At 72.3% G+C, this 26,272-nt stretch carries 28 protein-coding genes and 1 pseudogene; 12 read left to right on the forward strand and 17 right to left on the reverse strand.

All coding sequences use genetic code 11. From position 1 onward, the window contains the following. Positions 1 to 210 precede the first annotated feature (210 nt). The 3 genes and pseudogenes from AB0L00_RS33185 to AB0L00_RS33195 form a co-directional block, all read right to left on the reverse strand. Positions 211 to 1,362, reverse strand: coding sequence for an MFS transporter (locus tag AB0L00_RS33185; RefSeq protein WP_364441075.1), 1,152 nt, complete (start codon positions 1,360 to 1,362; stop codon positions 211 to 213). A 291-nt stretch (positions 1,363 to 1,653) separates the two neighbouring features. Beyond that, the gene (locus AB0L00_RS33190; protein ID WP_364441077.1) at positions 1,654 to 2,322 is read right to left on the reverse strand and encodes an immunity 49 family protein; all 669 of its coding nucleotides are present in this window, start codon (positions 2,320 to 2,322) and stop codon (positions 1,654 to 1,656) included. 149 nt (positions 2,323 to 2,471) lie between these two features. Further along, positions 2,472 to 2,780: pseudogene (locus AB0L00_RS33195) on the reverse strand (alcohol dehydrogenase catalytic domain-containing protein); the annotation flags it as partial. A gap of 125 nt (positions 2,781 to 2,905) precedes the next feature. Between AB0L00_RS33195 and AB0L00_RS33200 the strand changes: the two are divergent. After that, positions 2,906 to 3,541, forward strand: a complete 636-nt coding sequence (locus AB0L00_RS33200; RefSeq protein ID WP_364441079.1) for a TetR/AcrR family transcriptional regulator C-terminal domain-containing protein — start codon at positions 2,906 to 2,908, stop codon at positions 3,539 to 3,541. A gap of 32 nt (positions 3,542 to 3,573) precedes the next feature. Here the strand turns inward: AB0L00_RS33200 and AB0L00_RS33205 are convergent, their stop codons facing one another. Further along, a complete protein-coding gene (locus AB0L00_RS33205; RefSeq protein ID WP_364441080.1) occupies positions 3,574 to 5,073 on the reverse strand; it encodes an MFS transporter in 1,500 nt (499 codons plus the stop codon). Between the two features lie 226 nt (positions 5,074 to 5,299). On the opposite strand from AB0L00_RS33205, the gene AB0L00_RS33210 reads away from it, so the two are divergent. Together AB0L00_RS33210 and AB0L00_RS33215 are read left to right on the forward strand one after the other, a co-directional pair. After that, positions 5,300 to 5,914 (forward strand): TetR/AcrR family transcriptional regulator, encoded by a 615-nt coding sequence (locus tag AB0L00_RS33210; RefSeq protein ID WP_364441082.1) that lies wholly within the window; start codon positions 5,300 to 5,302, stop codon positions 5,912 to 5,914. 206 nt (positions 5,915 to 6,120) lie between these two features. Further along, positions 6,121 to 7,134, forward strand: coding sequence for a tyrosine-type recombinase/integrase (locus AB0L00_RS33215; RefSeq protein WP_364441083.1), 1,014 nt, complete (start codon positions 6,121 to 6,123; stop codon positions 7,132 to 7,134). 114 nt (positions 7,135 to 7,248) lie between these two features. Here the strand turns inward: AB0L00_RS33215 and AB0L00_RS33220 are convergent, their stop codons facing one another. Further along, positions 7,249 to 8,115 (reverse strand): MFS transporter, encoded by an 867-nt coding sequence (locus tag AB0L00_RS33220; RefSeq protein ID WP_364441085.1) that lies wholly within the window; start codon positions 8,113 to 8,115, stop codon positions 7,249 to 7,251. On the opposite strand from AB0L00_RS33220, the gene AB0L00_RS33225 reads away from it, so the two are divergent. Next, on the forward strand, positions 8,034 to 8,711 hold the full coding sequence (locus AB0L00_RS33225; protein WP_364441086.1) for a TetR/AcrR family transcriptional regulator: 678 nt from the start codon (positions 8,034 to 8,036) through the stop codon (positions 8,709 to 8,711). The two genes, AB0L00_RS33220 and AB0L00_RS33225, sit on opposite strands and share 82 nt — an antisense overlap. A 19-nt stretch (positions 8,712 to 8,730) precedes the next feature. Here the strand turns inward: AB0L00_RS33225 and AB0L00_RS33230 are convergent, their stop codons facing one another. Continuing rightward, the gene (locus AB0L00_RS33230) at positions 8,731 to 10,167 is read right to left on the reverse strand and encodes a PLP-dependent aminotransferase family protein (protein WP_364441088.1); all 1,437 of its coding nucleotides are present in this window, start codon (positions 10,165 to 10,167) and stop codon (positions 8,731 to 8,733) included. Positions 10,168 to 10,290: 123 nt separating this feature from the next. Between AB0L00_RS33230 and AB0L00_RS33235 the strand changes: the two genes are divergently transcribed. Next, positions 10,291 to 11,550: an MFS transporter gene (locus tag AB0L00_RS33235; protein WP_364441089.1), complete on the forward strand. Its 1,260-nt coding sequence runs from the start codon at positions 10,291 to 10,293 to the stop codon at positions 11,548 to 11,550. Positions 11,551 to 11,661: 111 nt separating this feature from the next. Here the strand turns inward: AB0L00_RS33235 and AB0L00_RS33240 are convergent, their stop codons facing one another. From AB0L00_RS33240 to AB0L00_RS33260, 5 genes are all read right to left on the reverse strand, one after another. After that, complete coding sequence (locus tag AB0L00_RS33240; protein ID WP_364441091.1) at positions 11,662 to 12,897, reverse strand: DUF6596 domain-containing protein; 1,236 nt, start codon at positions 12,895 to 12,897, stop codon at positions 11,662 to 11,664. Beyond that, positions 12,894 to 13,217 (reverse strand): YciI family protein, encoded by a 324-nt coding sequence (locus AB0L00_RS33245; protein WP_364441093.1) that lies wholly within the window; start codon positions 13,215 to 13,217, stop codon positions 12,894 to 12,896. Before AB0L00_RS33245 ends, AB0L00_RS33240 begins: the two co-directional genes overlap by 4 nt. 131 nt (positions 13,218 to 13,348) lie before the next feature. After that, positions 13,349 to 13,498 (reverse strand): hypothetical protein, encoded by a 150-nt coding sequence (locus tag AB0L00_RS33250; protein WP_364441094.1) that lies wholly within the window; start codon positions 13,496 to 13,498, stop codon positions 13,349 to 13,351. Positions 13,499 to 13,757: 259 nt separating this feature from the next. Then, on the reverse strand, positions 13,758 to 14,387 hold the full coding sequence (locus AB0L00_RS33255) for a LysE family translocator (protein ID WP_364441096.1): 630 nt from the start codon (positions 14,385 to 14,387) through the stop codon (positions 13,758 to 13,760). A 93-nt stretch (positions 14,388 to 14,480) separates the two neighbouring features. Further along, positions 14,481 to 15,083: a TetR/AcrR family transcriptional regulator gene (locus AB0L00_RS33260; protein ID WP_364441098.1), complete on the reverse strand. Its 603-nt coding sequence runs from the start codon at positions 15,081 to 15,083 to the stop codon at positions 14,481 to 14,483. Positions 15,084 to 15,168: 85 nt separating this feature from the next. Here AB0L00_RS33260 and AB0L00_RS33265 point away from each other — a divergent pair, with 85 nt between their 5' ends. Further along, entirely contained in the window at positions 15,169 to 16,656 is a 1,488-nt protein-coding gene (locus tag AB0L00_RS33265; protein WP_364441100.1) for a carboxylesterase family protein, read from the forward strand. A gap of 89 nt (positions 16,657 to 16,745) precedes the next feature. Here the strand turns inward: AB0L00_RS33265 and AB0L00_RS33270 are convergent, their stop codons facing one another. Continuing rightward, positions 16,746 to 17,528 (reverse strand): hypothetical protein, encoded by a 783-nt coding sequence (locus AB0L00_RS33270; protein WP_364441101.1) that lies wholly within the window; start codon positions 17,526 to 17,528, stop codon positions 16,746 to 16,748. A gap of 127 nt (positions 17,529 to 17,655) precedes the next feature. Between AB0L00_RS33270 and AB0L00_RS33275 the strand changes: the two genes are divergently transcribed. The 3 genes from AB0L00_RS33275 to AB0L00_RS33285 are packed head-to-tail and all read left to right on the forward strand — an operon-like array spanning position 17,656 to position 20,557. After that, positions 17,656 to 18,660, forward strand: coding sequence for a MoxR family ATPase (locus AB0L00_RS33275; RefSeq protein ID WP_364441102.1), 1,005 nt, complete (start codon positions 17,656 to 17,658; stop codon positions 18,658 to 18,660). Beyond that, positions 18,657 to 19,613, forward strand: coding sequence for a DUF58 domain-containing protein (locus AB0L00_RS33280; RefSeq protein WP_364441104.1), 957 nt, complete (start codon positions 18,657 to 18,659; stop codon positions 19,611 to 19,613). The genes AB0L00_RS33275 and AB0L00_RS33280 overlap by 4 nt, the downstream gene beginning before the upstream one ends. Continuing rightward, positions 19,610 to 20,557: a VWA domain-containing protein gene (locus AB0L00_RS33285; RefSeq protein ID WP_345347698.1), complete on the forward strand. Its 948-nt coding sequence runs from the start codon at positions 19,610 to 19,612 to the stop codon at positions 20,555 to 20,557. Before AB0L00_RS33280 ends, AB0L00_RS33285 begins: the two co-directional genes overlap by 4 nt. A gap of 22 nt (positions 20,558 to 20,579) precedes the next feature. On the opposite strand, the gene AB0L00_RS33290 is transcribed toward AB0L00_RS33285, so the two are convergent. Continuing rightward, entirely contained in the window at positions 20,580 to 21,305 is a 726-nt protein-coding gene (locus AB0L00_RS33290) for an SDR family NAD(P)-dependent oxidoreductase (RefSeq protein ID WP_364441106.1), read from the reverse strand. Positions 21,306 to 21,476: 171 nt separating this feature from the next. On the opposite strand from AB0L00_RS33290, the gene AB0L00_RS33295 reads away from it, so the two are divergent. Beyond that, positions 21,477 to 22,478 carry a sigma-70 family RNA polymerase sigma factor gene (locus tag AB0L00_RS33295; protein ID WP_364441108.1) on the forward strand — a complete coding sequence of 334 codons (1,002 nt, stop codon included), beginning with the start codon at positions 21,477 to 21,479 and terminating at the stop codon, positions 22,476 to 22,478. A gap of 71 nt (positions 22,479 to 22,549) precedes the next feature. On the opposite strand, the gene AB0L00_RS33300 is transcribed toward AB0L00_RS33295, so the two are convergent. Continuing rightward, a complete protein-coding gene (locus AB0L00_RS33300; RefSeq protein ID WP_364441110.1) occupies positions 22,550 to 23,002 on the reverse strand; it encodes a hypothetical protein in 453 nt (150 codons plus the stop codon). A gap of 99 nt (positions 23,003 to 23,101) precedes the next feature. Here AB0L00_RS33300 and AB0L00_RS33305 point away from each other — a divergent pair, with 99 nt between their 5' ends. After that, positions 23,102 to 23,707, forward strand: a complete 606-nt coding sequence (locus tag AB0L00_RS33305) for a methyltransferase (RefSeq protein WP_364441111.1) — start codon at positions 23,102 to 23,104, stop codon at positions 23,705 to 23,707. After that, positions 23,701 to 24,243 (forward strand): TrmH family RNA methyltransferase, encoded by a 543-nt coding sequence (locus tag AB0L00_RS33310; RefSeq protein WP_364441237.1) that lies wholly within the window; start codon positions 23,701 to 23,703, stop codon positions 24,241 to 24,243. Before AB0L00_RS33305 ends, AB0L00_RS33310 begins: the two co-directional genes overlap by 7 nt. A gap of 50 nt (positions 24,244 to 24,293) precedes the next feature. Here the strand turns inward: AB0L00_RS33310 and AB0L00_RS33315 are convergent, their stop codons facing one another. The 3 genes from AB0L00_RS33315 to AB0L00_RS33325 all read right to left on the reverse strand — a co-directional run bounded on the left by AB0L00_RS33315 (position 24,294) and on the right by AB0L00_RS33325 (position 26,152). Next, on the reverse strand, positions 24,294 to 24,905 hold the full coding sequence (locus AB0L00_RS33315; protein WP_364441113.1) for an NAD(P)H-binding protein: 612 nt from the start codon (positions 24,903 to 24,905) through the stop codon (positions 24,294 to 24,296). A 219-nt stretch (positions 24,906 to 25,124) separates the two neighbouring features. Next, complete coding sequence (locus AB0L00_RS33320) at positions 25,125 to 25,868, reverse strand: glucose 1-dehydrogenase (RefSeq protein WP_364441114.1); 744 nt, start codon at positions 25,866 to 25,868, stop codon at positions 25,125 to 25,127. A 5-nt stretch (positions 25,869 to 25,873) separates the two neighbouring features. Continuing rightward, positions 25,874 to 26,152 carry a hypothetical protein gene (locus tag AB0L00_RS33325; RefSeq protein WP_364441115.1) on the reverse strand — a complete coding sequence of 93 codons (279 nt, stop codon included), beginning with the start codon at positions 26,150 to 26,152 and terminating at the stop codon, positions 25,874 to 25,876. Positions 26,153 to 26,272: the final 120 nt, after the last annotated feature.

Below are 26,272 nucleotides of genomic sequence, written 5' to 3' on the forward strand. Positions count from 1 at the left end.
ACCGCCGGTGGCGCGGGTACCAACTGCCGCGTCACCAGGCCGCCGCCCGCCTCGCCCCGCCGCCCGCCCCCCGGATCGGTCAAGTCGCTCCAACCCGGCCCATACCGGACAGAATCCAGCTTCTGTCCGGTATGGGCATTTCATCACTTTTGGCCACCTCGGGACCTGATGTCCTGTCTCACCGAATCTGCTTGGCGGCGAGCCGGCGCCTCACTGAATCCGCTGGGTTTCGTACGGTGTGGGGGCAACGGTGGGGACGGTGAGCTTGGTGAGCCCGAGCAGGCAGGTGAGCACGGCCGCGACGGCGAAGGTGGCGGCGAGACCGTATCCCCAGCGGGCGCCGGCAGTGTCGATGATCTGGCCGGCGGCGGTCGAGCCCACGGCGGTGCCGACCGAGATCGCCGAGGTAAGCCAGGCCATGGCCTCGGTTTGCCGATTCGGCGGCGCCTGTCGCTCGATGACGCTGAACCCGCTGATCAGCATCGGTGAGACAGCCGGCCCGGAGCAGAGCATTACGGCGGCGAGGACGGTCAGCCCGGGCATCGCCCAGAACGTGGCCGTTCCAGCCGCGGCCGCGCCCAGGTTCAGCGTGAAACGGCGCCGTAGCGAGGCCTGCCAGGTCCGCGATCCGTACCATAGTCCGCTGGCCGCGCTGCCCAGGGCGTAGCCGCCGAGAATGAAGCCGGCCAGCGGCTTGTGCCCGTGCTGTTGGGCGAAGGCCACGGTGGCCAGGTCGATCGCGGCGAGCATCGCACCGAAGAACAAGCCCACCGGTGCCAGCGTGACCAGGCCCCGCGCGGGCAGCAGGTGCCCGCGGACACCGCGCCGCACGCCTGCCGTGCTCGCCGGAGGCTCGGTGGCACGCTGCGCGGCCAGCAGCAGCGAGCCGGCCACGCACGTGGCCGCCGCCACCTCTAGCCCCGACGCCGGGTAGACCTCGGTGGCCAGCACGGTGACCAGCACCGGCCCGGCCACGAAGATCACCTCGTCTGCCACCGACTCCAGCGAGAACGCAGCCTGCAGCAGCGGCGAGCCACCCAGTAGCGTGCTCCACCGAGCTCGAGCCATCGAGCCGAGCTGCGGGGTGGCGGCACCGGCCAGCCCGCTGCAGCCCATCAGCGCCCAGCCCGGCGCGCGTAGGTGCGCGCAGCCGATGAGACCGGCCGTTGACGCCCCATAGAGCAGTGTCAGCGGTGGCAGCACCCGGCCCTGGCCGAACCGGTCGGCGAGCCGGGCGGCCAGCGGTGACACCAGCGCATATCCAGCCGACCCGGCCGCCGCTACCTCACCCGCCAGCCCGTACCGGCCCGTGCTCGAGGTGACCAGCAGCACGGTTCCCAGGCCGGCCATGGCGATCTGCATCCGTCCGACCAACCCCGCCGCGCAGAACCGCAGCGCGCCTGGACTGGCAAGCGCCCTCCGATACGAGCCACCGCTTCCCATGATCTCCGTCCGCGCTCCCCCGCAACCCTCAGGTGTGCGCATCAAGATGACGCAGGCGCTCAGCTCGCATCAACTCATTTGGCGCGTCGCCGCACTCGGTGAGACGGTCGACATGACCATTGCCCTTTCCGGCGGCGTCGGGCGGTGCCGCCCACCGGTCCGATATGGGGTTGGGGGCTGTGTCGGTTACGGCTTCGCGGTGGCTGGTATTCAGTGTGGGCTGAGCCCTTCGATCACCGCGCGCGGCAGGTAGTCGGACTCGACCCGCACCGGAATGCCCCGGTCGTGGGCGAGGCAGGCCAGTCCGAGCGCGTCGAAGGAGAGCTGCCCGTCCGGGTCGTCGATGCGGTCGCCCGCACTGTAGTAGTCGCGGTGGAGGCCGAGCGCGTCGGCGAGGACGGCGTTGAAGCCGTCGGCGTCGTTCTCGGCGATGCGCTCCAGTAGCCGGGCACGGGGGTTGCGCAGGCACTCCCAGTCCTCGTCGCCGGAGGTCTTGGCCAGTGCGTTCCGCAGGTGCGGACGCGGGTCCTGTCCGCGCAGGACGGCGTGGCACGCGTGCGCGTAGGAGTTGGTGTCCGGAATCGTGGAGTGAAGGTCGTCGGCGTTGAACTCGGCCAGGATCGCGAGATCGGCCTGCCGACGGGACGTCCATGCCAGCGCGGCGGCCCGCGCGTAAATCCAGTCGGAGGCGTCGCGGTTCGGTCCGGACGCGGGTAGTTCCGCGGTGCGTCCACCCAGCGTGACGGCGATCGCCGTGCCGCGCGGGACCGAGGCCAGCCGGAACGCCGACGCGAACGATTCGCTCGCCAGGACCAGCCCGTCGGTGTACGCAGCGTTCTCGGCGCGCGGGTCCAGCACGGAGCGGAACGACAGCGCCATACATGATGTGCTCTCCGGGATCGGCCATTGCCGAGAACCGGTACTGGATGAGCACTGTCGACCTCGTCGGGCACGGTCGTCGTCATGGCGGCCGGGACCGCGACGGTCTCGGCGTACGCGCCGCTGAAGGCGAGTCCGGCCACCCGCTCCCCCACCCGCCGGCCGGTCACCTCCCGGCCGATCCGTGTCACCCGTCCGACGATGTCACCGCCGGGGATGTGCGGGAGCGGCACGCCGGGTCGTCCGCGGGTGAGGCGGACGACCGGCAGTGTGACGCCGATGGCGTCGACGTCGATGAGGATCTCCCCCTCTGCGGGTTCGGGTGCGGGGACCTCATCGATCTGCAGTACCTCTGGGCCGCCGTGCTCGTGGAAACGGACCGGTGCGCATGTCCGACCTCCTTCGTTGGTCGTTGTGTCGGCGTGCGCCGGGCGGTGCCCGGCGCGGGACTGCGTCACGGCGTGTTCCTGATCAGCATCCGGCCTCCTCCCCTTCAGGACTTCAACATTGTTAAAGTTCAACGGTGTTGAAGTCTGCGGGATACTGGCTGGGGTTCGTCAACGGATTAACGGGAGGGACACGGATGCGGCTGACCCGTGACCAGGTGGTCGCCGGCGGTCTGGACCTGCTCGACGAGGTCGGCCTGGACAAGCTGACGATGCGCCGGCTCGCTGCGGCGCTGGGCGTGCAGAACGGCGCGACGTACTGGCATTTCTCCAGCAAGCAGGCGCTGCTGGAGGCGATGGCCGACCGCATGCTCGAGGAAGTGACCACCACCGTGGACCCGGGCCTGTCCTGGGACGCGCGGATCGCCGAGACCGCGCACCGCCTGCGGGGTGCGCTGCTGGCGCGCCGGGACGGCGCGCGGCTGTTCGCCGGGGTGTTCTTCCCGTTGCCCAACGCCCTGGCCTACGGCGAGACCATGACCGCCACGCTGCGGGAGGCGGGGCTGGCGCTCCGTGACGCCGTCTGGGCCGTGGACGCTCTGACCTACTACGTCGTCGGTCATGCGACCGAGGAACAGCTGGCGGCCGCGGTGCCCGACGGCGGCCGGTCGGCCGTCGCGCGACTGAGGTCGGCGCTCGACCCCGACCGTCATCCGGTCATGCATGCCGCGGCGGGCGATGTGGCGGCCCCGCATCCGCAGGAGCACTTCCGCTATGGGCTGGACCTGCTTCTCACCGGGATCCGCGCCCGGTTGGACGGACCCGTGCCCTGACCGGCGGGTGGTGGATCACCTCGATCGGGGTGTCAGGCGTCCTGGGGGACGGTGTCGTCGACGGGGGTGGCCGCCTGGTCGCCGGCGGCCCGCCGGGTACGGGCGATGCCCCAGCCGACGAGGACCGCTGCGACGACGGCGAGGGCGAGGCCTGCGAGCGTGACGGCCTGGTGGAACTCGCCGGTCTGCTGCGGGCTCCAGTTCGAGGTGGCGATGTCGCCGGTGAACAGGGCGGCGAGGATCGTGCCGGTGACGGCGATGCCGACACCGGAGGTGACCTCGGTGGCGGTGTCGACGAGCGCGGCGCCGATCGTGGTCCGGTTCCCGGGCAGGCCGCGGACCACGTTGAGCCCGGCGACGACGCCGACCACGCGCATCCCGGCGGCCACGATTACGAGCGCGATCGCGACCCACAGGTACCCGAAACGGCTCAGCAGGCCGTAGACGGCGAGGCCGGACACGACCGCCGCGGCGCTGATCCATGCGGCGCGGTCCAGGCCGACGCGCTGCACGAACGGGTTGACGAAGGCGCTGCCCGCGATGAGGACGGCGACCTGCGGCAGCATGCCGATGGCGGCCAGCGCGGGCGTCCAGCCCCAGTCGAGCTGCAGTTGCAGCGTCACCAGGTAACCGAGTCCGGCGGTCGCCAGCCCGGCGGCGGCCTTGTAGGCCAGGCCGCTGGAGACCAGAGGGAGGGCGAGGAGCTTCAGGTCGAGCAGCGGATGGCGGGCCAGGCGCTCGCGCAGGACGAAGCAGACGGCCGTCGCGGTGGCCGCGGCGGTGGCCGCCCAGGGCGCCCGGGAACCGGCGCCCTCGTCCACGAACAGCGTCGGCGCCAGGAGCGCGAGCACGATCGTCGCCGTGCCCAGCAGCATTCCGGGGACGTCGAGGGGGTCGCGGTGGAGACCGGCCGGGTCGTCGGCGGCGATGCCGGACCGCACGCCGAGGAACGCGAGCGCGGCGATCGGCACGTTCACCAGCAGTAGGACCTGCCAGGGCGCGATCGCCAGCACCAGGCCGCCCGCCGTCGGGCCGATCGCGAGCCCGACCAGGCCCACCGTCGAGATGAGAGTCAGCGCGCGGACGCGCAGGCCGTCCTCGTCGAACAGCCGGAACGCCAGGGCCATCGAGCCCGGGGTGGTCATCGCCGCGGCGGCCCCCATCGCCGCCCGGACGGCGATCAGCTGCCCGGCGGTGGTGACGAAGGCGGTCGCCAGGCTCGCAGCGCCGAGCAGGACCAGCCCGATCAGCATGATCCGCCGTCGGCCGGACCGGTCGGCGATCGCGCCGAACGCCGGCATCAGCCCGCCGAACGCGACCGCGTAGGCGCCCGTCACCCATTGCAGCGCTGTCGTGGAGGCGTGCAGCTCGCGTCCGATCACGGGCAGCGCGACGTTCAGGATCGAGTTGTCCAGCATCTCGAAGAGGAACACCGCCGCCAGCCCCGCCAATGCGACCCACGCCTCCCCCAGTGAACGGGGAGAACGACCGGGCCGGCCCGCGGCCGTCTCATCCTGGAGGGCCCCTTTCACGTCGTGCTCCCGGCGGGGACCCTGATCTGCGCGGGCGTGGGCGGGGCCGGGAACGGGGCGATCCGGCCGCTCACGCGGGCCGGCCGCCTTCGCCCCGCGCGGGACGCGGCCGGGGTGGCGCGCGGCCCGCTGGGACCTGTTCCGGCGAGAATGACGGTTATCTGTGTGAAGGACACACCACTAGGTTATGTGACTAAGTTAAGTGACACAAGATAGTGAGGTCGGGATGCCCAGGACCGGAGCGCGAGGCGGACCGCGGACGCGCGCGAAGATCTCGGAGGTCGCGACCCGGCTCTTCCTCGAACGCGGGTTCGACACCGTCACGGTCACGGAGGTCGCGCGGGAGGCCGGGGTCTCGGCCGTGACGGTCTTCAAGCATTTCCCGCGCAAAGAGGACCTCCTGCTGGACCGTGAGGTCGACGCCGTCGGGCTCCTCCGTTCGGCGGTGCGCGACCGCGCTCCGGAGGCCGGGGCACTCCAGTCGCTGCACGACATGACGTTCCGGCTCCTCGAGGAGCGGCATTCCCTGTCCGGCCTCAAGGACGGGTCCGTCCCCTTCTTCCGGACCGTCGCGGCCTCGCCCGCCCTCGTCGCGCGCGCCAGGGAGATCGCCTCCGACCTCCAGCAGACGCTCGCAGGCGAGCTCGAAGACGACCCGTCCTTCGACGGCGACGCCTCGCTGCTCGCCGCCTTCTTCATCGCCGGTTACACCACCGTGCTGGTGGAGACCGCCCGGCGCCTGATCGCCGAAGAACCGGCTGACGCCGTCGCCGAGGACCACCGGGCCCGCCTGGAACGCCTGTTCGACGCCCTCACCAGCGGGGTCGTGCCCGAGGCGTGAGGCTCTCCGCCGCGCCGCGCGCTGCCGCAGCCCTGCTGGACGCCGCGCGCCGGATCGCCGTCGGGGACGGCGAGCGCGCCCTCGCTCCGGCCGTGATCGCTCGCAGTGAGAGCGGCCGTCCGCCGTCCGTCCGGTGCGGCGGTCTTCTGTCGTAGGGGCTCGGTAAGGTCCGGCGGGTGCGTCCTGCCGATGTTCAACGGATCACCGTGGAAGAAGCCGCGGATCGTTACGCGGAGATGGTGCGGGCCAAGACCGTCACCGGTGCGCTGGCGGCGAGCACCGCGGAGATCTACACGCGTGACGTCCACACGTTCGCGGCCCTCGCCGGCGGGGAGCGGGTGCTGGACGATCTGACCGGTGAGGACGTCGACGAGGTGCTGCTGAGGTTCGCCCGCAAGCCGGACGGGCGCCGGAAGTCGCCCGTGGCCGCCGACGGGTCCGCTCCGCTGCAGAGCGCGCACTCCCAGGCGCGGTTCCGCCGGTCGGTGTCGGCGTTCTTCCGGCATGCCGCCGTGGCCGGGTGGGTGCAGCTGAACCCGATGCGGGCGGTGACGGTGACGTCGCGGCAGCGGGGCGGTCTGCGTCCGGAGCGGCGCGCGCTGACCCGGGAGCAGGCGGAGGGGCTGCTGGGCACGGCGCGGGTGCTGGCGTCGGCGGGGCCGGAGGAGGGTAAGCGGGCCGATCAGCGCACCGAGTTGCGTGATGCTCTGATCGTGTTGCTGCTGGCGACGGTCGGGCCGCGGGTGTCGGAGCTGACGCGCGCGGACGTGGACCATTTCTTCACCAATGACGGCGTGCGTTACTGGCGGATCTTCGGCAAGGGGGGTCGTACCCGTGACGTGCCGCTCCCCCACGGTGTCGCGCAGGTGCTGGACGCCTACTTGGCGCAGCGGCGCGCCCGGGTGGTGGAGACTGCGGCGTTGCTGCTGTCATGGCGGGGGCGCCGGCTGGCGCGCGGGGACGTGCAGGGGGTGATCGACCGGGTGCTGGCGCGGGTCGATCCGGACCGGCGGCGTTCGGTGACGCCGCATGGGCTGCGGCATACGACCGCGACGCATCTGCTGGCCGCGGCGACGGACATGGACGCCGTACGGCGGGTGCTGGGGCATTCGGACCTGTCGACGCTGGGCCGGTACCGCGATGAGCTGCCCGGGGAGCTGGAGGCGGCGATGCGCGCCCATCCCCTGCTCGGCGACCGGGAGGCCGGCGGCCCGCGGTAGGCACGTGGCCGTCGTGGGCGGCGCCGTCCTCCTGGTCGCGGCGGCTGTGGCCTGGTCGTGGCGGTCAGGTCAGGGTGAAGCCGGGCCTCGGGGGCGTGGGGCCAGGGATCCTGGTCAGCGCAGGTTCTCGTTGGTGCGTGCGCTCCGGACCGCCAGTGCGGCCGCCAGGGCGCAGGCGATCAGCAGTGCGGCGCCGCCGGCCGGTGTGCGGCCCAGCAGCAGGTAGAGCGGCATCGCGGCGGCCAGGGTCACGGTGATGGCCAGCACGGTCCGGTGCGGGTTGCGCGCCAGCGCGGCGCCGGCGACGAAGTTGCCGGCCATGCCCGCCAGGCCGAAGGCGAACAGCAGCGGGCCGACGAGTCGTTCGTCGGTTCCCGACAGTTTCTGCAGTGCCGGGCTGACGAAGGTGTAGGCCGAGAAGTGGCCGGTCACGATGAGGAATGTCGCGAGGATGCCGACGCGTACGCCGGGGTTGCGGAACTGCTCGGCCAGGAGCCGCGGGCGGACGGGCTGGGAGGCGGCCAGCGGCGGCAGTACGGCCAGCAGGGCGAGCAATGCGACGAGTGCCAGGGCGCTCAGCGCCGCGAAGGCGATCCGCAAGCCGGAGAACCCGCCGAGCAGCGTGCCGATGGGGACGCCGAACACGTTGGCGGCTCCGACACCGCCGAAGATGATCGCGGTGGCCCGTGGCACGTTCGCGGTGGTCACGAGCCGGACGGCCAGGCTGCTGGCGACGGCCCAGAAGCCTCCGATCGCCACTCCGACCAGCACCCGGGAGGACACGAGGACGGCGAAGCTCGGGGCCAGGGCCGAGGCCGCGTTGGCGAGTGTCATGAGACCCATCAGGCCGAGCAGCAGGAGCCGCCGGTTCATTCGGCCGACGAGCACGGGGACCAGGGGTGCCGAGACCGCGGCGACGAGGCTGGGCACCGTCACCATCAGCCCGGCCGTCCCTTCGGAGACCGACAGGGCCGATCCCACGTCGGTCAGCAGCCCGATCGGCAGACGAGCAGGACGCGGTCATCAGGGCGACCGACCTGTTCTGGCGTCGCGGCTACAACGCCACCTCGGTGCGCGATCTCGGCGCCGAACTCCAGCTCACTCCCAGCAGCCTGTACCGGACGTTCACCGACAAGCACACGCTGTTCCTGCGCGCGCTCGACCACTACCGGGCCACCGACTCCGCGCAGGCCGGGCAGCGGCTGGACGCCGCCGGCCGCCCGGTCCGCCGGGTACTGCGGGACTGGATGCTGTGGCTGGTCTCCTGCCCGTCCGACGGCGAGTCCGGCCGAGGCTGCTTCGTGGTCAACACGGCGACCGAACTCGGCACCACCGACGCCCAGGTCCGTCAGCGGACCGAGGCCGCCTTCGAGGTCACCCGCCAGGCACTGCGATCCCTGCTGCGCGAGGGCCGGAACAACGGCGAACTGTCCACCGACCTCGACATCGACGCCGCCGTGGAACTGCTGTTCACTACCGTGCTCGGACTACGGGTACGGGAACGCGCCGGCCACGACCCCGAACGCCTGGCCACCGCGATCGACGCCGCGATCCAGGCCCTGGGATCCACGCGGTGAACCGGCCGCCGGCAACGGCTCAGGCCGCCAGGACCTCCTCGAGACCCCGGCGCAGCAGACGCAGTCCCTCGGGGATGCGCTCGGCCGGGATCATGCCGTACCCCAGCACCAGGCCCGCCTGAGGCCGGTCGGCGCAGTAGGCGGCCAGGGTCTCGACGGTGACGCCGAGACGGCGGGCCGCGGCCTGTACGGCGCGCGGGTCGGCGGGCACGTCCGGGGCGAGGCGGGCGCACAGGTGCAGGCCGGCCGTCGAGGGCACCGGGGTGAGCAGGCCGGCGAAGCCCTCCCCCAGTGCCGTGGTCAGGCGCTCGTGACGGGCGGCGTAGACGCGGGTGGCCTTGCGGACGTGACGCGACAGCTCCCCGGAGTCGATGAGGCGGGCCAGGGCCGCCTGGGCGGCCGGATCGCCGTGCCAGTCGGTGAGCTGCCGGGCCGCCCGCAGCGCCGTTCGCAGCGCGGCCGGAGCCACCAGGAACCCGGCGCGCAGCACCGGCGACAGCGTCTTGGAGAACGTCCCGACATAGACGACCCGCCCGGTGCGGTCGAGGCTCTGCAGAGGCTGCAGGGGCCGGGCGGAGAACCGGAACTCGCTGTCGTAGTCGTCCTCGACGATCACCGAGCCGTGACGGTCGGCCCAGGCGAGCAGCGCGGTGCGGCGGGCCGCCGACATCGGGACGCCCAGCGGGAACTGGTGGGAGGGCGTCACGTACACGACGCGGGCGCCGTCCGGGAGCGCGGTGACGTCCAGGCCCTCCGCGTCGACGGGCACGCCGATGACACGGGCGCCCAGGGCACTGAACAGGCGCCGCGCCGGCGGGTAGCCGGGCTCCTCCACGGCGACCTGGTCGCCGGGGGCGATGAGGACGCGGCCGAGCAGGTCGAGGGCCTGCTGGGCGCCCTGGGTGATGAGCACGTCCTCGGCGTCGGCGCGTACGGACCGGGACACCCCGACGTATCGGGCGATGGCGGCGCGCAGCGCGGGATGCCCGGCGGGATCGCCGTACCCCGCGACGCGCAGCGCCGAGGAGCGCAGTTCCGCGGTGAGCAGGCGCCGCCAGGTGGCCAGCGGGAACAGGGCGCTGTCGGGCATGCCGACGCCGAAGTCGTACGGGGCCGGCGGGCCGGTGGGGTGCGGCGCCGGGGCCAGGGAGTCCCAGGGCGGGCGGGGACGCACGGTGCCGCCGGTCGGCGCGGCGCGGCGCCGTACGCGGGCGCGCTGGGCGTCACCGACGTAGGTGCCCGCTCCGACGCGGGCGACCAGGAATCCCTCGGCGGTCAGGCGCTCGTAGGCGACGCAGACGGTGTTGCGGGAGACCTGGAGGCCGCGGGCGAGTTCACGGCTGGCCGGCAGGCGCTCGCCGGGGCGGAGCCGGCCGTCGAGGATCGCCTCCAGGAGCTGGCGGTAGATGCGGGCGGCCAGGTCACCGGGGCCGTCCAGGGCGATGTGCAGGTCCACGTCCCTATATTGGCCCGTTCGATCGTACGGTCATTGGCTCTTCCGGCGGCCAATCGGCTGCGGTTCGCTGGCCGAGGGTCACCGGGTGGCGTGTCCGCCCGGTGGGATGAGGAGCGGCCGGAGATGTTCCGTATCGTGGCGGGTTCCGGGCCGGCGCGGACGCTGGCCCTGGCGCAGCTGGTCGGTTCGGTGGGCGATGGGGCGTTCTACGCCTGCTCGGTGCTGTTCTTCACGCGCGTGATGGGGCTGTCGCCCACGCGGGTGGGGTTCGCGCTGACGCTGGGGTGGGCGGTCGGCATGCTCGCCGGGGTTCCGCTGGGGCGGCTGGCCGACCGGCGGGGACCACGGCGTACGGCGGTGGCGCTGGCGGGCGCGACGGCGGGGACGCTGGCCGCGTTCCTGGTGGTGCGGTCGTTCCCGCTGTTCGCGGTGACCTTCACCGCGTACGCGTGCGGTCAGGCGGGGCTGACGTCGGCGCGGCAGGCGCTGCTGGCGGGCCTGGTGCCGGCCGGTGAGCGCACCGGCGTACGGGCGGGGGTGCAGTCGGCGTCGAACGCGGGCCTGGCCGTCGGCGCCGGGCTGGGCGCGCTGGCGCTGTGCTTCGGGACACGGCCGGCGTATCTGGCGGTGTTCGGGATGGACGCGGTCGCGTTCGGGGCGGCCGCGCTGATCCTCGCGCGGCTGCCGGAGGCGCCGGCCGCGCCACGGGCGAACGGCCCGCGGCCCGCCGTGCTGCGGGACCGGCCGTACGCGCTGGTCACGTTCCTGAACGCGGTGATGTACCTGAACATGCCGCTGCTGAGCCTGGGCCTGCCGCTGTGGGTGGTGCGGCGTACCGGCGCGCCGGCGCCGGTGGCGGCGGTGCTGCTGGTGGTCAACATGCTCAGCGTGGTGGTGTTCCAGGTGCGGGTGGCCCGGCCGGTGACCGGGCCGGTGGCCGCGGCACGGGCGACGCGGCGCGCCGGGACGCTGCTGGCTGCCGCGTGCGCCGTGTACGCGCTGTCGGGCGCTCGCGCGGGAGTCGTGGCGACGGTCGCGGTGCTGGTCGTGGCCGCCCTGTTGCAGGTGTTCGGTGAGATGCTGCAGGGCGCCGGCGGCTGGGAGCTGAGCTTCGCGCTCGCGCCGGAGGGCGGGCACGGGCAGTACCAGGGGTTCTACGGGATGGCGCCGCAGTTCGCGCGGATGGTGGGCCCGCTGGTGCTGACGACGCTGCTGCTGGGCTGGGGCGGGCCGGGCTGGCTGGTGCTCGGGGGTGCGTTCCTGGCGGCGGGGCTGGCGATGGGCCCGGTCACGCGGTACGCCGCGCGGACCCGTACGGCACCGCGGGCCGGCGCGGATGCGGCACGGCCGGTGGACACTCCGATCTGCGCGGGCGACCGGTGATCGGAGGCGGGGGGCGCGCCGCGGCCCACCGGGGACCGCGCGGCACCATCGGCAGGGCGCCCCGGGGCCGGCCGCCGCTGCGCGCGGGGTTTTGATCGGGATCTGTGGGCGCTACCGCAGTTGGTCGCGGCGGCGGGTCAGGTAGGCGGTCTCGGCGGTGTTGCCGGCCAGTTCGATGGCTTTGTCATAGGCCGCACGCGACTCATGACCACGGCCCAGCCGGCGCAGCAGGTCGGCGCGGGTGGCGTGGTAGGCGTGATAGCCGGACAACCTGTGCTCAAGACCGTCGACGGCCGCGAGGGCCGCCTGCGGGCCGTCGAGCTCGGCGACCGCGATGGCCCGGTTGAGGGCGACGATCGGCGATGGGTCGAGGCGGACGAGCTGGTCGTAGAGGGCGAGGACCTGCGACCAGTCGGTGTCGCGCATGTCGCGGGCGGAGGTGTGCACGGCGTTGATCGCGGCGAGGATCTGGTAGCGGCCCGGCGCCACCCCGGCGGCGGCAGCGGCGAGGCGTTCGCGCACCAGCCGATGGCCCTCGGAGATCAGCGCCGCGTCCCAGGCCCCACGGTCCTGCTCGACGAGCGTGACCAGTTCGCCGCCGGCCGAGACGCGGGCGGTGCGGCGGGCCTCGGTGAGCAGCATCAGCGCCAGCAGCCCGGCCACCTCGCCGTCGTCCGGCAGGAGTGCGCGGATCAGGCGGGTGAGCCGGATCGCCTCGGCGGTCAGGTCGTGACGCAGGGGATCGGTGCCGGGGCCGGTGGCCAGGTAGCCCTCGTTGAACACCAGGTACAGGACGGCGAGTACGCCGGAGACGCGCGTCGGCAGATCCTCGGCGGACGGCACCCGGTAGGGGATGCGAGCCGCCTTGATCTTGGCCTTCGCGCGGGTGATCCGCCGCTCTATGGCGGTCTCCTGCGCGAGGAAGGCGCGGGCGATCTCGGGCACGGTCAGACCGCCGACCATGCGCAGCGTCAGCGCCACGCGGGTCTGCGTCGCCAGCGCCGGGTGACAGCAGGTGAAGATCAGCCGGAGCCGGTCGTCGTCGATGGCTCCGACGGGCTCGGGCGGGTCGGCGTCGTAGACCATCTGAGCCTCCTTGTGCTTGTCGGCGCGCTTGTTCTCGCGGCGGAGCCGGTCGATGGCCTTGCGGCCCGCGGTGGTGGTCAGCCAGGCGCCGGGGTTGGGGGGAACGCCGTCGGCCGGCCACCGCGCGACGGCGGTCGCGAACGCCTCGGCGGCCGCCTCCTCGGCGATGTCGAGGTCACCGAAGCGCCTGGTCAGGGTGGCGACCACCCGGGCCCACTCCTCGTGGTGGGCCCGGGTGACCGCCACCTCGACGTCGCTCACTGGAACGGCCGCACCTCGATCTTCCGATCGCAGATCTTCGACGCCTCGGTGGCGAGCTTGAGCGCCACATCCAGATCGGGGGCCTCCCACACCCAGACGCCGGCGAGGTACTCCTTCGACTCCACGAAAGGCCCGTCGCTGAACACCGCCTGCTCGCCCCGGTTGTCGACGACCGTGGCCGCGTCGGTGTCCGCGAGTCCGCCCGCGAAGACCCAATAACCCTCGGCGATAAGTCGTTCGTTGAACGCGCTGATGGCAGGCTGCCTGTCCGTGCTGCCGGGATTGCTCTTGTCGTCGATCACGGAAACCAGGTACTGCATCTGAAGCTCATCTCCTGTGGTGTCAAGACGGCGTGGTCCGGTGGTCAGGGACGTCACGGCGTCGGCGCGTACTGCGGGCGCCCGGCCGGCCGGTGGACCTGGATCGTCACGCCCTTGGAGCCGACTCGCGACTATGCCTGGTTGATGAACGCGTGGGTCTCGCTGTCGCCCTTCCCCCGGGCCCATCCGTCGAAGCCGTTCCTGCGGTCCTCATCCGACACGCCGCCGTTTCCCTGGGTCACTCCATCGATGCTGACCTGAGTCACGGTCGTCAGCTTCATGATCGCGGTTCCTCTGCCTTGGCGCCGCCCCTCGTGGGCGTCCTCACCCCTGCTACGAACACCACCGCCCCGATCCGACACCGCCTCCCGGATTTCTTCGAAGAACTCTCCGGGACGCCGGTCCTCGGCGCTCCGACGACACGACAGTTCCGTACCTGTGGAAAACCCGGCTCCGGGCCGCCCGGCGAATGCCGCGCCGCGCCACGATCCGGGCGGCCGGCTGGGGATGACGCTGTGGACGGCCCCGGGACGACCGCTCTCAGCGGGAGTCCGTCACCAGCCGCACGCCCAGCCCCACCAGCACGACACCGGACACCTGCTCCATGCGCCGCCGCACACGCGGTCCGCGCAGCAGCCGCCCGGCACGCCCCGCCAGCCAGATCACCCCGAGATACCAGGCCACATCGACCAGCGCCCACACCACCACCAGCAGCGCCAGCATCGGCGGGACGGCGACCCCGTGCGGCACGAACTGCGGCAGGAACGACACCGCGAACACCCCCGCCTTGGGATTGGCGGCGTTGGTCAGCACCCCCAGCCGGAACAGCCGCCCCCGCGAAACCGCCGGCGCCGGGACGTCCTCCTCCCCCGCCGGCGCGCCCTCCCGCCGCGCCCGCCACAGCGCCCGCGCCCCCATCCAGATCAGGAACACCGCGCCGGCGACACGCATCACGTCATAGGCGATCCGGGAGGCCAGCAGCAGCGCCGACAGGCCGAACACCGCCGCCGCCCCCCACAGCAGCACCCCGATCTCGTTGCCCAGCATCACCGCCACACCCGCCCGGCGACCGGACCGCACCGACTCGCGCACGATCACCGCCGTGCTGGGCCCGGGCACCATCGCGACGAGGAACGCCGCGCCGACGAACACGAGCAGACTCTGCAGCATGCCGTCATGATCACGGCCGCGCGCCGGCACCGGCAACCCGTTAACGGCGGTTGAGGCGGCTCCCGGAACGTGACCGCCGGCGATCGGGCGCGGTCAGGCCTTGTTGGTGAACAGTCGGTCGAGGTGCTGGTCGACGGCGGTCAGGGCCTCTTGGGGCCCGATCACGTTCAGTTCGATGAGCGGGGTCAAGCCGGTGAGTGCCAGAAGCAGGTTGGTCTCTGTCGCCGGGTCACGGTCGGGGCCGATATGGCCATCGGCGATCGCCTGGCGGACGATCCGCTCGACGAGGCCGCGGCCGTGAGCCAACCCGTCGCGTGCGCGTGTACGGATGTTCGCGTCGTGCAGCGCCTCCAGGACATAGGCGGCGCTCATCCGGCTCGTCGCGCGTGCGTCGGGGTGGAGAGGGAGCATCTCCGCGAGCATCACCCGGAGCACGTCACGGGGGTGTGGTGGGTCGCCGAGTTCTCTGACGCCTTCGGCGACGCGTCGTGATGTCCGTTCGGACGCGAAGTCCATGGCGAAGACCAGCATCTCCTCTCGGTTGGCGAAGTAGTGCTGCACCGCGCCGTGGGAGATGCCCGCTTCCTGGGCGACTTCGCGGACGCTCGCGTGCGCGATGCCGCGTTGTTCCACTACGCGCCACAGCGCTCGGGCGATCGTCTCGCGGCGTTCGCGGTGATCCACCTGCTTGGGCATCGTCGCCCCCCCTGTTCCAATACAGTTGACATATTACAGTTGACCGATAAAAGTTGGGAGCCCGTTCACGAAAGAAAGGGTGGGCATGTCCGGACGACCACGAGCACGGACCGCGGAGGGCCTCGTCGAAGGGTGCCGGCGGGGAGAGCATGCGGTGTTCCGTGGCATCCCCTATGCTCAGCCGCCGGTCGGACCGCTGCGCTTCCAGGCACCCGCCCCGGTCAAGGGGTGGGACGGGACGAGGCAGGCGACCGGGTTCGGCCCGGTGGTTCCGCAGGCGGGACCGACGGCCGAGACCTCGATCGGGAACGACTGGCTCACGCTCAACGTCAGCACCCCGGCCCCGGGGACGGCCGGGCTGCCCGTGCTGGTGTGGATCCACGGTGGCGCCTACATCGCGGGGGCCTCCAGCGATCCGATGTACGACCCTGCGGCCCTGACCAGCGCGGGCCTGGTCGTGGTGAGCATCAACTACCGGGTGGCGGTCGAGGGTTTCGCTCTCATCGAGGGCGCCCCGGCCAATCGCGGGTTCCTCGACCAGATCGCGGCCTTGGAATGGGTACAGCGCAACATCGCCGCTTTCGGCGGAGACCCCGACCAGGTCACGGTAGCGGGACAGTCCGCCGGGGCCGGGTCGATCGCGGCCCTGCTGACGATGAAGCGGGCGCACGGGTTGTTCCGCAGGGCCATCGCGCACTCGGTGCCGGGATCGCTGTGCACCCGCGCGCTGGCGGAAGAAGTCGCCGCCGCGCTCGCGCGCCGGGTCGGGGCGGCACCTGACGCTGAAGCCCTCTCCGGCATCGACCCCCTGCGCCTGGCCGGCGAGCTCACCGCCCTCGGTGCCGGCCTTCCCCGCCACCGCGAGAGTTGGGGCCGGCTCTCGCAGCTCGGTGTCGCCGTATGCCCGGTCCTCGACGGCGTGGTGCTCACCGAAACGCCCTGGAGGGCGCTGGCCGGCGGCGGTACGGGCGGAACCGAGCTCCTCGTCGGCCACACTCGCGATGAATTCCGGCTGTTCAGCGTCATGATGGGGCGGCTGGGCACCTTCACCGAGGACGAGGCCCATACGGCCCTGGAGCTGTTCGCCCCGGCACCAGACGGCGCCGACGCCTACCGTGCCGCCTACCCACAGGCCACCCCTGAAGAGCTGCTCGAACTGGTGTACTCCGATGCCCTCTTCCGCATGCCCTCACTGCAACTGGCCCAGGCGAACCAAGCCGCTGGAGGCACGTCGTTCCTCTTCGAGCTGCGACTGGCGGCTCCGGCGTCCGGCGGAGCCCTGGGCGCCTGCCACAGCCTCGACGTCCCCCTGGCGTTCGCCACGTTGGACAGCCCCGCCGGCCGGCACCTCTTCGGCGACCGGCCACCGCCGGAGGTCTCGGCGGTATCCCGGGAACTGCAGCGGGCATGGGTCCGCTTCGCCACGACCGGCGACCCCGGGTGGCCCGCCCACCGGCCCGAACGACGGCTGACTCGCGTCCTGGACATCGAGTCGAAGACCTTGCCCTACCCGGAAGAGACCTCGCGCCGGATCTGGGAACGACACGACCCGGCCCCCTTCGACCTCACATAGACGAGGACCCAGTCCGCCTGGCCGATCCGCCGCCGACGCCGAGTACCCGGCCGGTGACCCCTTCGGCGTCGTCCCCTCAACGCGCCGGTTCAGCCGCCCCCGACGCCGGCCAGCGGGCCACCCGGAGGGTTCCCGGTGTCCTGGCTGCCGCTGGGCGTGGGCCGCGGGCTCCCCGGCGTGGACCGGCCCGGGGACGGCGACGGCCGCGGCGACGTCAGCGACGGCGACGGCTCCGGGCTGCCCGGCGACGACGTGGGGGTCTCCGTCGGGATCGGCGGGGTCGGCTGCGTCGGCTCGCACGAGAACAGCAGAAGCACCAGCAGAGCCAGCAACGCCAGCAGCGCCGCCAGGGACAGCACCGCGGCGGCCAGCCCCTTCGAATCACCGAACGCCGCCACCGGACCGGCGACCGGCGGGCCCTCGACACCGACCGCCGGATCGACCGGGCCGGACACCCAGTGCGCCTGGAACTGCGGGCCCCGACGGGTCCGGCCCGTCCACCCACGCTGCGGCAGCACCGGCTCCAGGAACCGCTCCGCGCCCGGACCGCCCTCCTCGTACGTCGTCGCCACCCACGGCGCGCCGCCCTCGGTCAGCGCCGCGATCACCGGAGCGGGCCCGCCCGCGCCGGGTTCCGGCAGCACCCGCGGCACCGAATCCGGTGGCGGCGTCTCACGCGCGATCGCCGCGCGGAACCGGTCCCGGGCGGCCGCGTCACCGGCCGCGGCGGTGGTCAGCAACGCCACCGACACCGATCGGCCGTTCGGGTCGGTGCCCAGATAGACGATCCCGGCGACGGACTCGCGCAGCCGGGAGTGCAGCCGGAACGGCCCCAGCTCGGCTGGATCGCCGACCTGCAGCGGTTTGGGCATCGATGCCCCCTCCCCCGGCGTGACCGTGTCGCGCGCGACACCCTAACAGCTAGGGGATCAGACGACTTTTCGCCTGAATCGCATAGGGTCGTCAGCGTCGGCGCACGCCCCTGACCCGAGGGAATAGATGACGATCGCCATAGGTGACATCGAAGAGGCGGCGGCTCTGCTGCAGCAGAGCGTGGCGGAGGTCAAAAAGGTCATCGTCGGCCAGGAGCACATGGTCGAGCGCATGGTCATCGCCCTGCTCGCGCGCGGCCACTGTCTGCTCGAGGGTGTTCCCGGCGTCGCCAAGACCCTCGCCGTCGGCACCCTGGCCACCGTCGTCGGCGGATCGTTCGCCCGCCTGCAGTTCACCCCCGACCTGGTGCCCTCCGACATCGTCGGGACCCGGATCTACCATCCGTCCACCGAGCAATTCGACGTGGATCTCGGCCCGGTCTTCGTCAACTTCGTCCTCGCCGACGAGATCAACCGCGCCCCGGCGAAGGTGCAGTCCGCGCTGCTGGAGGTGATGGCCGAGCGTCAGGTGTCCCTCGGCGGGCGGACCCACCCGCTGCCGAAGCCGTTCGTGGTGATCGCCACACAGAACCCCATCGAGTCCGAGGGCGTCTACCCGCTGCCCGAGGCGCAGCGGGACCGGTTCTTGATGAAGGTCAACGTCGCCTACCCCGGCGCGAGCGAGGAAATGCAGATCCTGCAGCGGATGAGCGTCGACCCGCCGGACGCGACGCGGATCCTCGACCCCGACGGCCTCATCGCCTTGCAGCGCGCCGCCGACGACATCGCCGTGCACGAACTGGTCGCCGACTACATCGTGCGCCTCGTGATGGCCACCCGCGAACCGGAGCAGTACCGCCTGCCCGACCTCAAAGGCGTCATCGAGATCGGCGCCAGCCCCCGCGCCACGCTCGGTCTCGTCGCCTCCGCCCGCGCGCTGGCGCTGCTGCGCGGGCGCGACTACGTGCTGCCCGACGACGTCCGCGCCGTGGCCGTCGACGTGATGTCCCACCGGGTCCTGCTGTCCTTCGACGCCGTCGCCGACGGCGTCGACCCCGTCACGATCATCGAGCGGATCCTGGCCACGGTCCCGCCGCCGCGCGTGGTCTGGAACCACCAGCACGCCTCATGAGCAGATCAGCGAAACTCAGCCGGCTCGCGCCCGAGCAGTCCCTGCGGCGGCTGGAGCTGAAGGTGACGCGCCGCCTCGACGGCCTGCTGCACGGTGAGCACCTGGGCCTGCTGCCCGGGCCCGGCAGCGACCTGGCCGAGGCCCGCCTCTACCAGCCCGGTGAGGACGACATCCGGCACATGGACTGGGCCGTCACCGCCCGCACGACCGTCCCCCACGTACGGGACCTGATCGCCGACCATGAGCTGGAGACATGGGCGCTGGTCGACATGTCGCCCAGCATGGACTTCGGCACCGCGCGGATGACCAAACGCGACCTGGCCGTCGCGGCCCTGGCCGCCGTCGGGTTCCTCACCGCCCGCCTCGGAGACCGGCTCGGCGCCTACATCATGCACGGCGGTCCGGTGCGCCGCTGGCCCGCCCGCACCGGCCGCGCGGCCACGTACGCCCTGTTGCAGGCGCTGCTGGACACCCCCCGCGCATCCGGCGGCGCGCCCGGTCCGCGCCTGGCCGAGGGGATCTCCGGGCTGGCCCGCGGCCAGGTCAAACGGGGCCTGCGCGTCGTCATCTCCGACTTCCTGGACGGGCAAGAGAGCACGGGCGGGGAGCTGGCGTGGCAGCGTCCGCTGCGCCGACTCGCCGCCCGCAACCAGGTCATCGCCGTCGAGATCATCGACCCGAGGGAACTGGACCTGCCCGCCGTCGGGCCGGTGATGATGACCGACCCGGAGACCGGCAAGACCCGCGAGATCATCCTGTCGGGTCGGGTCCGTGCCGCGTACGCGGCTGCGGCGGCCGCCCAGCGCGCCCGGATCCGCGAGGCGATCCGCGGCAGCGGAGCGTCCCATCTGGTGCTGCGCACCGACCGTGACTGGATCACCGACGTGGCCCGGTTCGCGCTGCAGCAGCGGCGCGTCGCGGGCCGTCCGCAGCCGGGAGGAGCCCGCCCATGACATTCCTGTCTCCCGGACGCCTGTGGCTGCTGGCGCTCGTGCCGCTGCTGGTCGGCGCGTACCTGCTGATGCAGGCCCGCCGACGGCAGGCCGCGGTGCGGTTCTCCAACCTGGCGTTGCTGTCGCAGATCGCGCCGCGCCGCCCCGGATGGCGCCGGCACCTGGCGGCGACGCTGTTCCTGCTCTCGGTGATCTTGATGACGGTCGGGTTCGCGCGGCCCGCCAAGCCCGTGAAGGTGCCGCGGGAGCGCGCCACGATCATCGTGGCGATCGACGTGTCCCTGTCGATGAAGGCCACGGACGTCGCCCCGACCCGCCTGGACGCCGCCAAGGCCGCGGCGAAGAAGTTCGTGCAGGACCTGCCGATGCGGTTCAACGTCGGTCTGGTCAGCTTCTCCGGCAGCGCCTCCGCCGTGGTCGCCCCGACCTTCGACCGGGAGGCGGTGGGGCACGCCGTCGACGGGCTGCAGCTGGGCAAGGGCACCGCGATCGGGGAGGCGGTGTTCACCTCCCTGCAGTCGATCCGGTCGTTCGACGCCCGCGCGAACCAGGACCCGCCGCCCTCGCACATCGTCTTGTTGTCCGACGGCGACAACCAGAGCGGCCGGTCGGTCACCGAGGCCGCCGCCGCGGCCCGCGCCGCGAAGGTACCGGTGTCGACGATCGCGTTCGGCACCCCGTACGGCACCGTCGACATCGACGGGGAGACCGTGCCGGTGCAGGTCAACAAGACCACGCTGCGCAACCTCGCGAACGACACGTCCGGCAAGGCGTACGAGGCGCAGGCCGGGTCCGAGCTGTCGGAGGTGTACCGGCACATCGGCAGCTCGCTGGGGTACCGCATCGAACGCCAGGAGGCGGCCTCGCAGTACATCTTCGGCGCGCTGCTGCTGGCCCTGACGGCCGGCGGGCTGTCGCTGGTGTGGTTCCAGCGCCTGCCCTGACCGGCCGTCCGAAGCGGCGCCCTTACGAAGCGGCGGGCGCCGCCCCCAGGAGCGTCGCGTTCTGGCGTTCGAGCGCCTTCGCCACCCCGCCGTGCCAGCCGTCGGCCACGGACTCCGCCAGGGGATCGGGGAAGATGTCCTCCTCTCCCTTGTCCACCCCGTCGAAGATGCTCCGCGCGACCGAATCCGGAGCCGCCTTGGGAACGTCGAGCACCCGGGTCATGTCGGTGTCGACCGGCCCGCTCAGCACGGCATGGACCCGCACGCCCCGCCCGGCCAGCAGCGCCCGCATCGACTGGGACAGCGAGAACGCGGCCGCCTTCGAAACCGAGTAGGCCGGCATGACCGGCACGGCCGCGACGGCCGCCAGCGACAGGACGTTGACGATCGCCCCCTTCGACGCGGTCAGCAGCGGCAGGAACGCCTGGGTCACGCCGTACGTGCCGTACAGGTTGACGGCGAGCAACCGTTCGAGCGCGGCCCGGTCGCTGAGGTCTTCGTAGAGCGCCAGCCCGGCGTTGTTGATGAGGACGTCAAGGGACGCGACGCTCTCCGCCGCCGCCTGAACCTCCTCCGTGCTGGTCACGTCCAGGGTCAGTGGCGTGACGCGCCCGTCCGTGTGCGGCAGCGGCCGGCGCGTACCGGCGTAAACGCGCTCCGCTCCCCTGCTCAAAGCCTCCTCGACCAGCGCCTGCCCGATACCACGGTTGGCCCCGGTCACCAGAATGGTCTTGCCTGCGATCGACATGCGTCCTCCTGAGAAAACGGACGGTCCGCGGCGTACCCCGGCCGTCCGAGCCGTCGAGGATGCAGACGGGGCAAAGTCACCGAACTGGGCGCCCGCCGAGCGCCCAGTTCGCGCCTTGGCCGACGTCCATACTGCGTACGACACGACCCGCGGGAGAGAGGTGACCCCAGAGTGGGGACGGCAACCGCCGATCTGATCGGCAGGGCGCGAGCCGGGGACGGCGACGCGTTCCGGGAACTGACCGAGCCATACCGTCGAGAGCTGCACGTGCACTGCTACCGGATGCTCGGGTCCTTCCAGGACGCGGAGGACGCCCTGCAGGACACGCTCCTGTCCGCCTGGCAGGGCATCGCGGCGTTCAAGGAACGTGCCTCGATCCGCACCTGGCTGTACCGGATCGCCACCAATCGGTGCCTCGACGCGCTCCGCTCGGCGAGCCGCCGCCCGGCCGTGCCGTGGGACATCCCCCAGGTCGAACCGCCCGAGCCGACCCGGCTCGGGGAGGCGGTCTGGCTTGAACCGTTTCCCGACGTGCTCCTTGAAAGCACGCTCGGCCCTGCGGCCCGGTACGAGCAGAGCGAGGCCATCTCGCTGGCCTTCGTCACCGCGCTCCAGGTCCTGCCGGCCCGCCAGCTCGCCGTGCTCATCCTGCGCGACGTACTCGGGTTCCACGCGGGCGAGGTCGCCGACATGCTCGACACGACCGTCGAATCGGTCACCAGCGCGCTCAAACGGGCCCGCGCCGGGCTGCAGCGTCGTCTGTCGCCGTCCGGCGATGGCGAACCGCCGCCCCCTCCGGGCTCACCCGCCGAGCAGGCGCTCGTGGCCAGGTTCGTCCGCGCATACGGGTCAGGTGACATCGACGCCCTGGTCGCCCTGCTGACCGACGACATCCACCTGTCCATGCCGCCGATCCCCCTCGAATACCAGGGCCGTGCCGACGTGGCCCGCTTCTACGCCACCATCCTCCGCCAGGACTGGACCTATGACTTCGTGCCGACGCGCGCGAACGGCCAGCCGGCGCTCGGGACCTACCTTCGCGGCCCGACCGGCGTCGCCCACGGGATCGGTCTCGTCGTCCTCACCCTCGCCGGCGACCGGATCCGCGCCATTACCCGTTTCGACGCCGGCGTGCTCCCGTCGTTCGGGCTGCCGGCCTCGCTTCCCGGCTGAGAGCGGGTCTGCCGCTCAGGGCCGCATTGAGGGCTCTCAGGGTGTGAGGCGCCCGGCCGCCGGTCCGGGGTTCAGCCGCGGCGGGCGGCCGGGCGGACGCCGCGCGCGACGTACCCGATGATGCCCAGTAGGACCAGGACGCCCAGGCCGTCGGACAGTCCCTCCCACATGCTGCCGAACAGGCCGTGCCCGGACAGGAACACGTAGGTCGCGAACACCGTGAGCGCCGTGCCCGCGGCCGGGACCGCCGCGTACGACCACGGGTGTGCCTGCGCCCACGCCCGCGCGCGGTCATGGCCGCGGCGCAGCAGTGCGCCGCCGGCGCCGATGAGGAAGAAGACCGACAGGCCGAGGGCGATCGGGGCGGCGAGGCTCAGGTGCCAGCCCAGCAGGTGCAGGGCGAAGTCGGCCACGCCGACCGCCGCTCCCCCGGCGAGCGCGAGGGTCCAGGGCCCTTCGGAGGCCGCCGACATGGCGATCCAGGTCGTCTCCGACCGGCTCGGTACATCCGGTTGATGCGTCATATCGCGATGATGCGCCAGGATCGGCGGGAAGGCCATCGGGGATTCCCCCGACCCGCCCCTGAGGTCACCCCCACCCGAACGCTGGTACGGTCAGCCGACGTGGGGGAGCACTACTTCGCGCGACAGCCGCAGGCGGACAGCAGACCGGGCACCGTCGACCTCGTCCTGCCCGATCTTCATCTGCGGCTCGCCACCGACCGGGGGATGTTCTCCCCCGACCGCGTCGACCTGGGCACCCGCGTCCTGCTGGAGACCGTGCCCCCTCCCCCGCCACGGGGAGACCTGCTCGACCTGGGCTGCGGGTACGGGCCCATCGCCTTGACCATGGCCAGCCGATCGCCGCAGGCGATGGTCTGGGGCGTGGACGTTAATGAACGTGCCCTGACCATAGCGGAGCGTAATGCCCAAACCGCCGGCCTTGACAATGTAAGGTTCAGTTTGGCCGACCGGATCGACCCCGAGCTGCGGTTCGCCGCGATCTGGTCGAACCCGCCGATCCGCATCGGCAAGCAGGCTCTGCGCGCGCTGCTGGAGACCTGGCTGGCCAGGCTCGCCCCCGGCGGCCGCGCCCACCTGGTCGTGCAGAAAAATCTCGGCTCCGACTCCCTGCAGCGCTGGCTCACCGACCAGGGCCACCCGACCCAACGCCTCACCTCCCGCGCCGGGTACCGCGTCCTGGCCGTCGACCCGAAGGAACCATCGTGACCACGGACGCGCGCCGGCAACTGCGCCCCACCGACGTCAAGCGCCTGAACCGCACGTGGCGCAGGCGCACCGAGGACCGCCTCGCGCTGCTCGTCGAGTCGGTGACCCAGCCGTTCAACATCGGCTCGATCACCCGCTCCGCCGCGGCGTTCGGCGTCGACCACGTGTGGCTGGCCGGCAACGCCACTCCCCTGACCCACCCGAACGTCAACAAGACCGCGCTCGGCACCGAACGCCTCATCACCTGGGAACCTCCCGTGCCGGTCGCCGACGCCGTGCGCGCCGCACGCGAGGACGGCTTCCGGATCGTGGCGATCGAGCTGACCGGCGACGCGACGCCCCTGCACGAGGCGCCGCTGGACGGCGACGTCTGCCTGGCCGTCGGCGGAGAGGACCACGGCTGCTCCCCCGCCCTGCTGGCCGCCGCCGACGCGGTCGCCTACATCCCCCAGATCGGGCGGGTCGGATCCCTCAACGTCGCGGTCGCCACCGCCATCGCCCTGGCCGAGGCCCGCCGCCGCGAGTGGGCCCGCTGACCGGCGGCCCTCCCCCGCCGCGGCGTCGGCCGGTTCCCGGTAGCCGCCGATCAGCTGAGCGGCACGACGATTCCGCCACCGTGGTCGCCCGTCTGCGCCTCGTCCAGCATGAGGGCGGCCACCGAAGCGCGGGAGATCCGGGGCGGCAGCAGGGGGCGCCGTAGCTCCGCGAGCGGCACGACGCGACGCCCGGGTCCGACGGGCCCGTCGGTGAGGTCCGGAGCGTGGAACACCGTGGCACCGGCGTCCAGGGCGACCTGGTCGGCCTCGGCCTTCTCGGCCAGTTCCGCGCCGACGAACATCCGCATCACCGCCGAGTAGATCAGCCCGCCCGCGCCCTTCGACGCGCCCGACCCCAGAGCACCGAGCCACACCGTGCGAACGCGCGCCGCGGCGAGCAGCCCGGCCCCGGCGACCAGTGCGCCCGGGCGGTCGCCCTTACTGATACCGATGGCCGAGACGGCCACGTCGACGTCGTCCAGGTCGGGGAAGTCCCGAGGGGAGAAGACATCCGCCCGCCGGACGTCGACCTCCCGCGACGTGGGCACGGTGACCCGGTCTGGAGTACGGGCGAGGGCCACGACCTCGTGTCCCCGCTCGAGTGCCTGGTCGACGAGCAGGCGGCCGACCTTCCCGGACGCGCCGAGTACGGCGATGCGCATGATGATCCATCCTCTGGCCGAACAAGTGTTGGTGAGACAGGTGGACAGGTCCTACCGCGAGAAGGCCCGTATCGAGATCTGCGGCGAGGCGATCTCGATACGGGCCGGCCTAGGCGATACCGAACACGCGCTCGGCCGTGCGGCGGCCGATCGCCGTCCGCTGATCGCCGGAAAGCGGCACGTCCCGCAGGAAGGCCACGGCGGCCGCCGGGTCCTCCCTCACGCCCGCCGCCCGCCGTCGACCGACAACGCGATCCCGGTGACGAAGGACGCGGCGTCCGAGCAGAGCCAGACGGCCGCCGCCGCGGCCTCCTCCGGCGTGGCCAGCCGGCCGAGCGGCGTGATCGCCGCCTGCCGCGCGATCATGTCGGTGCCGGCCGCCACCTCCTCGAACCCGGGCGTGAGGGTCGGGCCGGGGCAGACGGCGTTGACCCGGATGCCGTCCGGCGCGTAGTCGACCGCGGCGACCTTGGTGAGCCCGACGACGCCGTGCTTGGCCGCCACGTAGGCGGGCGCGGTCGGGATCGCGTACAGACCTCCGTTCGAGGCGACGTTGACGATCGCGCCGCCACCACGCCGCCGAAGGAGAGGCAGCTCATACCTCATGCACAGGAACGTCCCGGCCAGGTTGACGTGGACGACGCGCTCGAACTCCTCCAAGGTCATCTGATCGAGCCGCCGGTGGTGCGAGGCCAGACCGGCGTTGTTGACGGCGAAATCGAGGCCACCGTACGCCGTGACCGTGCGCTCGACGGCCGCCCGCACGGAGCGCTCGTCGGCGATGTCGACGGTCACGGCCAGCGCCTCCCCACCGTCCTTCCTGATCATCTCGGCGGTCTCGGTCGCCGTGCTCTCCTCGATGTCGAGCACGGCGACCGTGGCACCGCTCCTGGCGAACTCCAGCGCCGCCGCACGGCCGATCCCACTGCCGGCGCCGGTCACCAGCCCCACCTTCCCGGACATCGCGCTCATGCCAGCGGCCCGTGGTTCGCCCAGGCGACCTTGTACGGGTGCCGCGACTGCCAGTGGTCGATGACCTCGTGCACGCCGGGCGCGGTGAACGCCTTCGCCAACGCGTCGAGGTCGGCCACGGCGGCCTGCACGATCGCGGTCGCGATCAGCGCCGGGATGGACTCCTCGCCGGGGAGGGGGATGTGGCGCCGGGTCACGACCGACTGCACGAAACCGGAGTCGAGCATGACCCGTTCGATGTCCGCGAGGTACTGATCGAGCTCGGTGTCGGGCAAGGCTTGATCGAAGGAAACGATCATCGTGTGCTTAATCACGCTGTTGATTCTTGAGGGCGGACGCCTCTGATGTCCAAGACCGGTTCGATCTCCAGCGATAACCTGCAGGCATCATTTAAC

Origin of the sequence: Actinoallomurus sp. NPDC052308, from assembly GCF_040679195.1 — a bacterium.
GTDB lineage: Bacteria > Actinomycetota > Actinomycetes > Streptosporangiales > Streptosporangiaceae > Actinoallomurus > Actinoallomurus liliacearum.